Here is an 11,393-nt window from a genome sequence, read left to right on the forward strand (position 1 = left end):
TAGTTTTTTCAATGTTTTATGCTATTCGTTAATAATAGGCGCGTTGTTAACGCAGCACTTAGTCGCCAGTGACGAAAGTCACGATCAATTAACAACCGTTGACCAACAAAATATCGATTTAATCCACCAATTTTATGGTGAGAGAGCAGGAAAACGTGCGACAGCGTGGCGACAGCTTTTGCACCAATTAACGAACACGCACAATGAAACTCTGACGGATAAAACATCGGTCTCTGAGTCTACTCGGCTAGAAAGTATCAACCGATTTTTTAACCAGTTACAGTTTATTGATGACGATAAACTATGGGGTGAGACAGACTACTGGGCCACCCCGAATGAGTTTATTGGTGTTGGTGGTGGGGATTGTGAAGACTTCAGTATCGCTAAGTATTTTTCGTTGCTGTCACTGGGTATCGATGACGAAAAGTTACGGTTAGTGTATGTAAAAGCCCTGACGCTGAATCAGTTCCACATGGTTGTTGCCTATTACCCACATCCTGCAGCTGTGCCACTGTTATTAGACAACCTTGATGGTGAGATTAAGCCAGCAACAGAGCGACTCGATTTGTTACCGATATACAGCTTTAACGGTAGCCAACTGTGGCTTATGAAACAAAAAGGGCAAGGTCAACTGGCTGGCGATGCCACTAAGCTCAGTGCATGGAACGATGTGCGTCTCCGCAATACCGAACAAGCATTGCGGCGCCCAGCTATCAATTTGGATGAGTAACGACCATGACTTTATATCGACAACTGCTCAGTGGAATGTTGCTACTGCTGATCGTCCTGATCTTCGGCGTATTCGTGGTGCAATTTCAAACCACCAAAGACTTTTTACAGTTGCAACAAGAAAATGAACTCGATAACACCATTAACTCCGTTGGTATGGCGCTTACGCCTTATCTGGATAAGCAAGATATAGTGGCAGCGGAGTCCTTGATCAATGCGACCTTTGATGGTGGCTTCTATCAATCGGTGACACTGTCACTTATCGAGTCTAATCAGAAAATTGAGCGCCAATATCCCAGTCAAATCCAAGGCGTGCCACAACTCTTTACCTACCTCATTAATTTAGAACCGTTAAGTGAAAGCCGCGTTCTCACAAGCGGCTGGATGCAAGTCGCCAAACTCACAGTCACAACTAACCCTGCTTTTGCTTATCTCAAACTCTGGCAAGCCAGTGTGCAGCTCTTTCTTGGGTTTATCGCCACCAGCTTATTGGGAGCCGTCATGGTGTCTGTCTTTCTTCGCCGCGTTCTCACACCACTCACGGCGATTCAGAACAGTGCCAAAGCCATGTCGAAGAATGAATTTAAACAGCCCCTGATTGTGCCTGAGATCCGCGAATTAAAAGACGTCGTAAACGCATTTAACCACATGAGCTTACAGCTAAAATTACACATAGATCATCAAGCACAAGAAGCCGATAAACTTAGAGTGCGGGCCTATCAAGACCCAGTATCTGGTCTAGCAAATCGGCATTACTTAATGACAAAAATTGAGACACTGATTAAACACAAGGTGTTTGGTGGGGTGATTTTATTACGGGCTGACTTCATTGCCGACAGCTATGAAAAAGAGGGCTATGAAAAGGGTGATGAACTCACGGTTAAATTGGCCAATAGCCTAAAAGATTTAGCCAGCGATGAAATCACAATAGCTCGGCTCAACCATGCCGAATTCATGTTGCTTGTCCCTCATTGTAGCAGCAGTGAATTAACACAACTTGCCCGTGCCGTATTACAAAAATCAGCTGCGCTCCAAAGCGATCCACTGAACATTGCCCCCTTGCATGCTGCTGTTGGTCTTGTTATCGCTAGTGGTAGCGATACCAGCAGTAGTCTACTGGCACAAGCAGACAACGCGGTTAACCAAGCTCGCCAACAAGCAACCGAGCATTTATTTCTCATCGACAGCCTAGATCAAACCCTGCGGTTAGGTAAGCAGCAATGGAAGCGACTTGTTGATCATGCGATCAGCCATGATCAACTTGCCTTAACCTTTCAGCCTGCAACAGATGCGAATAATAAAGTGCTTCACCAAGAAGCCTTCAGCACCATTTACGATGGGCAAAAAAGCTATAGCGCTGGTCAGTTCCTAGGGGCGATCGAGCAACTCAACGCAGGGCCCACATTTGATCGACATGTGATAGCTAAAGTCATCGCGATGCTGATCGACAATCCAGATTTTGACCCTATCGCCGTTAATATCACCCAAAGCAGTATCAATGATGCAGGCTTCATGCGCTGGCTAGGTACATTACTTAAAACCAACCCACAATATCGGGACCGCCTGTTATTTGAATTACCAGAGATCAGCTTTTTAAATCAACTCGATAACATCGAGCTCTTGTGTGACATCATCCATCGTAACGGCTTTCATTTTGGTATTGATAATTACGGTCATAACTTTAGTTCTGTCAGTTACCTACATCGCTTTAAACCTGCGTACGTAAAACTTGATTTTGCTTATACCCAACACATCGATGATGCCTTAAAAGCGGATGTACTCGCTTCCATCACTCGTAATGCACGCACATTAGGGATCGTCGCCATCGCATCGCGCATTGAAACCCAAGAGCAACGTGAAAAACTATCTGCGTTAATGATCAATGGCTTCCAAGGCTATGTCACCCAGCAAGCAGTGCAAGAGGATTAGCAATGAAAGATCCTCTCCTACACAGTCTGGCCTATCTTTGCCGCTATTATGGTCAAGCCAATTCACCTGATGCCTTAATTGCAGGTTTACCACTTAATGATGGCTGGCTCAGTCCTCAGTTACTGCCACGTGCCGCAGAACAAGGCGGACTGCACGCTAAAATGAATCAAGTCGCGTTAGATACCCTCTCCCCCTTATTGCTACCCGTTATTTTAGTGCTCAATCACAATGATGCCTGTGTATTACTCAGCATTAACACTGAGACCAGCGAAGCCGACATTGTTCACCCACACCTGCAACTTGAACCGCAAACTGTCGCACTTGATTCACTGAACACCAATTACAGTGGTCAGCTTTTTCTGATTAAAAAACAGTTTCGCTATGATGAACGTTCCCCTGAATTATTAAAAACACGCAAGGGGCATTGGTTTTGGAGCACGCTGTGGGAGTCGCGCTCTATCTACCGCGACGTGCTCATCGCGTCCATTTTGATCAATATTTTTGCGATTGCAACGCCGCTCTTTACACGCTTAGTCTATGACAAAATTGTCCCGAATTTCGCGTTTGATTCACTCTGGGTGCTGGCCAGTGGTATGGCGATCATCTTCATCTTCGATCTTGTTTTAAAATTAATGCGCAGCTTCTTTATCGACATCGCAGGAAAAAAATCGGACTTACTACTATCCGCTAAGATATTTAGCAAGGTACTTGGCATTAAAATGGAAGCTCGACCACCATCAGTTGGCGCTTTTGCCCGCCACCTGCAAGAGTTTGAATCCATCCGAGAATTTTTCACTTCAGCCACGGTTTCAACCTTGATCGACCTGCCCTTTGCGATCCTTTTTCTCGTGGTCATTGCCCTCGTCGCAGGGCCTCTGGCTTATGTGCCGCTGGTAGCGGTTATTCTATTGGCGCTATACAGCTGGTTCATTCAAAAGCCACTCAAACAGAGTATCGAAGAAGGTTCACGCTTGGCCTCACAAAAACACGCCAATTTAATTGAAAGCCTGCATGGCTTAGAAACCGTGAAATTATTCGGCGCACAGCATCAGTTCCAATACCGCTGGGAAGAAGCGGTCGCACACTTGGCAAATTGGGGGATTAAGTCTCGTCGGCTGACCGATTCAGTCCAAAACAGTGCTAGCTTCTTACAGCAATTTGTCTCTGTTGCCATGATTGTCTTTGGGGTCTACTTGATCGCAGCAGGCCAATTAACCATGGGTGGACTAATTGCGGCCACTATGCTCAGTGGGCGCGCTGTTGGCCCTTTGGTACAGCTGTCATTACTTTCTACCCGATATAACCAAGCCAAATCTGCTATGACGATTTTAGAACAATTGATGGCAATGCCCTCGGAACAAGACAACGACAAACGCTACATTCATCGCCCTGTCCTACAAGGTAAAATTACCTTTGATAATGTCAGTTTTTCTTACCCCAATAACAGTGCAACAGACGACACTAAAACAGCACAACCCGCGTTGCGTAACGTGAGTTTCACTATAAACCCGGGTGAAAAAGTGGCGATAATCGGTCGGATTGGCTCAGGAAAAACCACCATAGAACGTTTAATTATGGGACTGTATCAAGCGCAAGAAGGTTCTGTACTGATAGACGATACCGATATTAATCAGCTCCATCATATTGATGTCAGAAAAAATATTGGCTGCGTGCCACAAGAAAATTTACTGTTTTTCGGATCTATTCGCGACAACATTACCTTAGGTCGGCCACTGGCCAGTGACAATGATATTTTGCGCGCAGCGCAGCGTGCAGGCGTCACTCAATTTAGTCAGAGCGACAGTGCTGGGCTGGAAAAACAAGTAGGCGAAGGCGGTAATGCGTTATCGGGTGGACAGCGCCAAGCCATTACCATTGCTCGTGCCTTGTTAGGCGAACCACCCGTGCTATTAATGGACGAACCCACCAGCAGTATGGATAACCGCTCTGAAAGTGGCATTAAAGCACAACTCGCTAACCTGCAAGATCACGAGACACTCATCTTGATCACCCATAAAACTAGCATGCTTGATGTGGTCGATCGCATTATTATTTTAGAGCAAGGCCGTATCATTACCGACGGCCCCAAAGCCAGTGTGTTACAACAGCTTCGAGATGGACAACCACATCAGCCATTTACAAAAGCACGTAAAGCCTGAGGCTAACTTACCCTTGTTTGCTATCCGAAAATAAAGTCTCTGCCGCTTTGGTGCATTTTCAGTTAGGATAGTCCTGTATTCACCTGTTTTGGACCCGCAACACCCAATGGATAAACAATTACTTCGTACTCGTATTTTGCAACAACTACAGATCGTCCACCAAGGGGCCGTAGAAGCGGCTCAACGTGCGTACGACACAGCAACCAACGATGAAAATGTAGCAGAAAACCAATATGACACATTAGCATTAGAAGCCTCTTACCTTGCCCACGGCCAATCGCAACGCGTAGCGGAGTGCTTAGCAGATATTCAAGCCTTTACAGCGCTGGACCTTCACAATGAGCAGGCAAGCGAACAAGTCGTATTAGGTAGCCTAGTGCAGTTAATTGATGAAGACGACAACACACGCTGGGTGTTCTTTGGCCCTTCTGCGGGCGGGATGAAAATCATGATGCGTTGCGATGAAAGCCAGCAAGAGAGCGAAGTCGTGATCATTACCCCCACCTCGCCGTTAGGCGAAGAATTGTTAAACCGTCAGGTTGATGATGAAGTAGAAATTATGATTGCGGGCAAAAAGATCACCTACGACATTGCGGTTATCGCATAGCTTAAACCAATCTGAGGTTAGATAACCAGTTGACCATAGCGGTTAAAGGCGTACTTGTTAACCAATACCAAAGTGGTGGCAACAGAGAAAACCGCCGCAAGAAATATCGCGACCATAATGACCAGCTGATATTTCACCGCTAATAATGGCTCGGTTCCGCCAAGGATCTGACCTGTCATCATGCCAGGTAAGCTCACAATACCCAAGGTGGTCATTGATGCTAACTGCGGCGCTAATGCCGTTTTAATCGCTTCTTTAACGAAGGGTTGTGCAGGCTGAGGCGCCCCTAATGATACGTAATACTGGTATTCATTTAAGCGGCTTTTCAAACTACTATGCCAACGCTCAAGGGCAAGCACATTTGCTGCTAAGCAGTTTCCAAGTAACATGCCCGCAACGGGAATAAGATACTGCGCCTGCCACCAAGGCGAGAGTTGAATCGCCATGACTAAAAGCATGGGTAACACCACAATCAATGCAACAGCTTGCCCTGTTAGCACTGCGGGAAGTACCCTTTTTAGAGAAAGCCCTGCACGCTGGCAAATACTCACACCCGCAACACCCGCCATGATAGTTAACCAAGCTAAGTTAAGCAGCGGATTTTGAAAATCAAACAAGGTCTGTAAGTAAATACCAACCACTGCCAGCTGCAGCGTCATACGTAAAACTGCAGTGACAATACTGCGTGTTAATCCAAGCTGCCATCGCACAAACAACGCAATCGGTATAAGTAGCAACAGATAAAAAGCAGCCATTCCCCACAAGCTGATCCCAACCGTATCATTCATGCTTGCTCTCCATTTGATGGACAAAATCACAACTGGCTAACCAGTGAGGATCGTGTGAAACTGAAATTTTAATGGCCTGAATTGCAGCTAAAAGTTCGATAACCTTATCACGACTTCGAGCGTCTAACGCTGAGGTGGGTTCATCCAATAGCCAGACGGCTCTTTTCATCAGTAATGCCCGAGCAAAACCTAAACGTTGCTTTTCACCCCCCGATAACTCGGCCACTGATTTATCAAGGCGATGGTGTAAACTAAGCTGTTCAAGCGCCTCTTGGCATTCAGCCTCACTCGGTATTGCCGATTGCATCGCGTTCAAATGCCAAGGCAGCAGCAAGACTTGCAACACAGTCTCTCCCCCCATAACAGGTTGCTGGGGCAAATAACAAATATCACGTCGCCACTGGGGTAACCGCTGCGAGGTAATAAGGTTACCTTGCCAGCTGATCGCGCCCTGCTTTGGCGGTGCTAAGCCTGCTAATATTTGTAATAAACTGCTTTTACCACAACCCGATGGCCCTGAAATCGCCAAGTGTTCATAAGCCGATAATATTTGATGAAGCGGCTCTACATCCGCAGACTCAAAGCCCGATGTAAGGTGCTGAATATCTAGCTGATCAGTTACCATTTCACTCATGCATCCATATATAAGTTAGGTTTCATTCCTACTTGGAAAAGTGCCGTGAAAGTCACACGAGAACACAGCTTTAGATTTCGTGATGTAGCTGAGTCAGGTAGTCACGCATAAATGCCACACGCTGCTGTGCTTCATCTTTTGCCGCTTGGGTATGTAAGGTCTCGGCAATACGGAACAATTTGGTATAAAAATGATCCACCGTAAATGCCTTATCATTTGGCGTGCGTTGAGCACAAAAAGGGTCATCTTCACTGTACAAGGTCGATCCCAATACGCCGCTAATTTGTAAGCATCGACTCACCCCTATCGCACCCAAAGCATCTAAACGATCAGCATCTTGTACAATTTTCGCTTCTAATGTTTCAGGGGGAATATTAGCACTAAAGCTGTGCGTCGCAATGGCATGATGAATGGCCGAATAATAGTGTTCGGGGTACTGCCACTCAACCAGTAAGGTGAGTGCATGATCAGCGGCCATAACGGAGCTTTTTGATCTATCTGGATGGTTTTTAGGTACTGTAATACAGTCATGTAACCATGCTGCGGGGATAACAATATTGGGGTCAGCTTGCTCGATATTACACAATTGCTTTGCTGTTTTGACGACGCGAAGTATATGCGCTTTATCATGAGCGGCATCGGTCGCGACACTGTTTTCTAATAACGCCAAACAGTGTTTTTCTATTGCTAACATAAAGGGTCTCCTTAGCCTTAAGGGCATAGTATCAAATACACCCAGCGCACCCTATTTTTCCATTCATTCTCAGAATGATACATACAAAGATATGCAACATAAGTGACATTTAGCTCTATTCTCTCAATTGCCATTGGCATCATGAATATAAACCTATATGGTCATAAATCTATTAGGCTAAATATAATCGTGACAGTGATTAACGCATTGAGGTGTATATGGAAATACGACTACCGCAGCCACTAAAACAAGGTGATACCATTGGCTTTTTCTCGCCATCATCACCTGCCACCCACTTTGCTCCTACTCGCTTTGCGCGCGCTAAACAATACCTTGAATCACAGGGCTACAAACTAAAAGCGGGCGCATTAACAAGTCAGAGCGACCATTACCGTTCAGGGACAATTCAACAGCGGGCCGATGAACTAAACGCATTAATTCGCGATCCCGATGTACGCTGCATTATGTCGACCATTGGTGGCATGAACAGTAACTCGCTCCTGCCCTATATCGATTACGATGCCTTAATTGCCGATCCTAAAATTATTATCGGCTATTCCGATGTTACAGCGCTGCTACTCGGCATCTACCAACAAACAGGCATTATCACTTTCTACGGCCCTGCATTGGTCGCATCATTTGGCGAACTAGCACCATTAGTTGACGAAACTTTTGCTTCATTTTCAGCGCTGACTCAAATCCAGTCATTGCCATACCGTTATGAGCAACCTCAACACTGGACTGATGCTTTTATTAACTGGGAACAACAGACAAAGGCAAAACCTGTAAAAGTAAATGAATGCGAATTTCAAGGCGAAGGTGTGTATAGCGGCCGCTTAATCGGGGGCAACCAAAATACCATGATGGCGATTACTGGTAGCCCTTATATGCCTGACATCCAGAAAGGTGACATTTTGTTAGTGGAAGATTGCCTTTCTGACATCGCGACACTAGAGCGCACCACTGCACAGTTAAAAATTGCAGGGGTATTTGATCGTGTTAGTGCCATCATTTTAGGTAAACACGAATTATTTAAAGACCAGGGCACAGGGCGACAGCCCATTGATGTCTACCGTGAAGTATTAAATGGCCAGCCTATGCCCATCATCAATGGCTTTGACAGTTGCCATACTCACCCAATGCTCACTATGCCGATAGGTGGAACCGTAAAACTCGACTTTGATCAGAATACAGTTGAAATAATTACACCTTGGCTAGCCCAGGATGAAAACAGCCTGAGCTGATATCTGACAGACACAGACCGACATTCGAGATCAGAGGGGATCAAATAGATCAGTGTCAATGAACCGTGCAATGACCCATCGTTTCGCTTAAAAATCTATCGAGCTGATCACAAACATCCGTTAGAATGGCGCCTCAAAAATTTTACGGTTGGAAAGCACACATGTATAAATTGGTTGCACTGGATATGGATGGCACACTCCTAAATAGTAACGGGGAGATCTCGCCAAGAACCCAAGACGCTATCGCGAAAGCACGTAGCATGGGGGTACATGTGGTGTTAGCTTCTGGTCGTCCGTTAGAAGGCATGACAAAAGCGCTGACTGATCTCAATATGATCAGCGATGAAGATTATGTACTAAGCTACAACGCCTCTATGGTTCAACGTGTGGCAAGCCAAACCGTCATTCGCAGCCAAATCCTTAAAGGCAGCGATGCAAAAAACATTGCCAGCCTTAGCCGAGACTTAGGCGTACACGTACATGCCTTTTCACGTCGTTTTGGCTTGATTACACCAGAAAACAACGATTTTACTCGCCATGAAGCGAAGATAAATGGCCTTACCATTACTGAGCTTGATTTTGCCGAGCTGGATAACAATGAAGACATCATGAAAGTGATGATGATTGATGAACCAGAACGCTTATCAGCGGCAATAGCGCAACTGCCTTCGATGCTATACGACCAGTACACTATCGTACAAAGCGCCCCTTTCTTCTTGGAGTTCTTAAACCCGAAAAGTAACAAAGGTGCAGGTGTTGGTATGCTAGCCGAGCACTTAGGTATTGAGGCGAGTGAAGTGATTTGCATGGGCGATGCAGGCAATGATAAACACATGCTGGAATACGCAGGTTTTGGGGTCGCTATGGCCAATGCCACCGATGATATTAAAGCGATTGCTGATCACATTACAGATAGCAACAACGACGATGGTGTTGCCAAAGTGATTGAAGCCTTTATTCTAAAATAGGCGGTAAGCGATAGATAAGTTGAAAGCCTCAAGTAAGAGGCTTTCATTGCACTATCACTGGCTATTAGTTAACGACTGACTCGCTTATTACTTCGACTTTTCCGCAATCAGCTTGCGCACTGAGCTCACCATCTTTGTTAAAAATGCCTTCCAACATCAAGGTTAATGCGCCATCCCCAGTCACGTTACACGCAGTACCAAAGCTGTCTTGCAGTGCGAAAATCGCAATCAAAAGGGCCACACCTGCAGGATCAAAACCAATAACGCCAACCACTATGCCCATTGATGCCATGACAGTTCCCCCCGGCACACCCGGAGCACCAATAGCAAAAATACCAAACAGTAAGACGAACAATGCCATAGTACCAACTGACGGCAGCGCGCCGTACAACATCAAAGAAATCACCATAATAAATAGCGTTTCAGTTAATACAGAACCCGCCAAGTGAATCGTGCCACCTAACGGCACCATAAAATCGACGGTTTCTTTACTCAATACTTTGGATTTTCGCGCGCAATCTAAGGCAACAGGCAAAGTCGCAGCGCTAGACATAGTACCCACCGCTGTCAGGTAAGCCGGCCCATAGTGCTTTAACACCTCCCATGGATTTTTACCCGACACAGCCCCCGCTAATGAATACAGCACACCCAACCAAATAATGTGGCCCACTAAAGCCAGTACCACAATCTTCAAAAAGACAGGCAGCTGCAATGTCAGCGTACCTTCATAGGCTAAACCAGCAAATGTCGTCGCAACAAAGAAAGGCAGTACAGGGATCACTGCGGACTTAATGACCATCAGCATCATTTTTTCAAATTCTTGTAAGCCCTTTTCAAACACTTCAGCTTTAGTTTTCAGGGTAGTGATACCGAGTAAAATAGCGATAACCAAAGCCGACATCACAGACATCACAGGTGGAATCGCAAGTTGAAAGCTCGCTTCGGGCAACTCGTGCAAACTATCCATCACACTGGGTACAGAGAGGTGAGGAATTATCATCAAGCCTGCAATATAAGCAAAAGTTGCGGCCCCAACGGCTGATAAATACGCCATCCCAATGCCCATGCCTAACATCTTATTCGCATTGTTTTTCAATTTAGTTATGGCAGGAGCAATAAAAGCAATAATAACCAAAGGCACAGTAAAAAATATAAATTGCCCTAACACATATTTAATCGATACAACCACAGACATTACAGATTCAGTAGCAAGCAAACCAACAACTGAACCAAATAAAATTCCCATTAATAATTTAATGATCAAAGACCATTCGTTTTTAGCATTCCCTTTATTTTTCATAACGTACAACTTCTTAATATAGATACATTCAAGTCCATCTAAAACGAGTAAAACCGCACTTACCTGCCATACTAATCAATTCATTAATAAGCAGTAATTAAGCTCACTTCAATCTAGAACCAAGCAGAACATTCATCCATACTATAAGAAAAAAACGAAATACAAATGAACGTTTTGATATATATTATTCAAACAAATACCACCAATTACATTTAGGACACAATATTATAAACAGCTAGTAGCAATAAAGCGTGATTAACAACATATTTACGATAATAGGAGACTTTTACTTCTCATTCTGTGAATCAGAAACCCCATGCTTGGATAAAGTCTTTACTTAA

General features: G+C 45.0%; 10 protein-coding genes. 6 read left to right on the plus strand and 4 right to left on the minus strand.

What is annotated here, in order from left to right; translation table 11 throughout:
- Window positions 1–43: 43 nt before the first annotated feature.
- The 4 genes from L4C35_RS07420 (at window position 44) to L4C35_RS07435 (ending at window position 5,424) form a co-directional block, all read left to right on the plus strand.
- On the plus strand, window positions 44–730 hold the full coding sequence (locus L4C35_RS07420; RefSeq protein ID WP_428462282.1) for a transglutaminase-like cysteine peptidase: 687 nt from the start codon (window positions 44–46) through the stop codon (window positions 728–730).
- A gap of 5 nt (window positions 731–735) precedes the next feature.
- Entirely contained in the window at window positions 736–2,658 is a 1,923-nt protein-coding gene (locus L4C35_RS07425) for a bifunctional diguanylate cyclase/phosphodiesterase (RefSeq protein WP_428462283.1), read from the plus strand.
- Between the two features lie 2 nt (window positions 2,659–2,660).
- Complete coding sequence (locus L4C35_RS07430) at window positions 2,661–4,817, plus strand: type I secretion system permease/ATPase (protein ID WP_428462284.1); 2,157 nt, start codon at window positions 2,661–2,663, stop codon at window positions 4,815–4,817.
- 106 nt (window positions 4,818–4,923) lie between these two features.
- Window positions 4,924–5,424 carry a transcription elongation factor gene (locus L4C35_RS07435; RefSeq protein ID WP_428462285.1) on the plus strand — a complete coding sequence of 167 codons (501 nt, stop codon included), beginning with the start codon at window positions 4,924–4,926 and terminating at the stop codon, window positions 5,422–5,424.
- Between the two features lie 17 nt (window positions 5,425–5,441).
- Here the strand turns inward: L4C35_RS07435 and L4C35_RS07440 are convergent, their stop codons facing one another.
- The 3 genes from L4C35_RS07440 to L4C35_RS07450 all read right to left on the minus strand — a co-directional run bounded on the left by L4C35_RS07440 (window position 5,442) and on the right by L4C35_RS07450 (window position 7,540).
- Window positions 5,442–6,212, minus strand: coding sequence for an ABC transporter permease (locus L4C35_RS07440; protein WP_428462286.1), 771 nt, complete (start codon window positions 6,210–6,212; stop codon window positions 5,442–5,444).
- A complete protein-coding gene (locus L4C35_RS07445; RefSeq protein WP_428462287.1) occupies window positions 6,205–6,846 on the minus strand; it encodes an ABC transporter ATP-binding protein in 642 nt (213 codons plus the stop codon). The genes L4C35_RS07440 and L4C35_RS07445 overlap by 8 nt, the downstream gene beginning before the upstream one ends.
- A gap of 70 nt (window positions 6,847–6,916) precedes the next feature.
- On the minus strand, window positions 6,917–7,540 hold the full coding sequence (locus L4C35_RS07450) for an HD domain-containing protein (protein ID WP_428462288.1): 624 nt from the start codon (window positions 7,538–7,540) through the stop codon (window positions 6,917–6,919).
- 224 nt (window positions 7,541–7,764) lie between these two features.
- On the opposite strand from L4C35_RS07450, the gene L4C35_RS07455 reads away from it, so the two are divergent.
- Together L4C35_RS07455 and yidA are read left to right on the plus strand one after the other, a co-directional pair.
- A complete protein-coding gene (locus L4C35_RS07455; RefSeq protein WP_428462345.1) occupies window positions 7,765–8,784 on the plus strand; it encodes a S66 family peptidase in 1,020 nt (339 codons plus the stop codon).
- Window positions 8,785–8,945: 161 nt separating this feature from the next.
- Window positions 8,946–9,752: a sugar-phosphatase gene (yidA, locus tag L4C35_RS07460; protein ID WP_428462289.1), complete on the plus strand. Its 807-nt coding sequence runs from the start codon at window positions 8,946–8,948 to the stop codon at window positions 9,750–9,752.
- A 64-nt stretch (window positions 9,753–9,816) separates the two neighbouring features.
- Here the strand turns inward: yidA and L4C35_RS07465 are convergent, their stop codons facing one another.
- A complete protein-coding gene (locus L4C35_RS07465; protein WP_428462290.1) occupies window positions 9,817–11,052 on the minus strand; it encodes a dicarboxylate/amino acid:cation symporter in 1,236 nt (411 codons plus the stop codon).
- Between the last annotated feature and the right edge of the window lie 341 nt (window positions 11,053–11,393).

Source organism: Photobacterium kagoshimensis (assembly GCF_050337045.1).
Classification (GTDB): Bacteria; Pseudomonadota; Gammaproteobacteria; order Enterobacterales; family Vibrionaceae; genus Photobacterium; species Photobacterium kagoshimensis.

Coding starts and splice junctions, on each gene's coding strand:
- L4C35_RS07425 (WP_428462283.1), top strand. CDS start 736: ATGACTTTATATCGACAACTGCTCAGTGGAATGTTGCTACTGCTGATC.
- L4C35_RS07430 (WP_428462284.1), top strand. CDS start 2,661: ATGAAAGATCCTCTCCTACACAGTCTGGCCTATCTTTGCCGCTATTAT.
- L4C35_RS07435 (WP_428462285.1), top strand. CDS start 4,924: ATGGATAAACAATTACTTCGTACTCGTATTTTGCAACAACTACAGATC.
- L4C35_RS07440 (WP_428462286.1), bottom strand. CDS start 6,212: ATGAATGATACGGTTGGGATCAGCTTGTGGGGAATGGCTGCTTTTTAT.
- L4C35_RS07445 (WP_428462287.1), bottom strand. CDS start 6,846: ATGAGTGAAATGGTAACTGATCAGCTAGATATTCAGCACCTTACATCG.
- L4C35_RS07450 (WP_428462288.1), bottom strand. CDS start 7,540: ATGTTAGCAATAGAAAAACACTGTTTGGCGTTATTAGAAAACAGTGTC.
- yidA (WP_428462289.1), top strand. CDS start 8,946: ATGTATAAATTGGTTGCACTGGATATGGATGGCACACTCCTAAATAGT.
- L4C35_RS07465 (WP_428462290.1), bottom strand. CDS start 11,052: ATGAAAAATAAAGGGAATGCTAAAAACGAATGGTCTTTGATCATTAAA.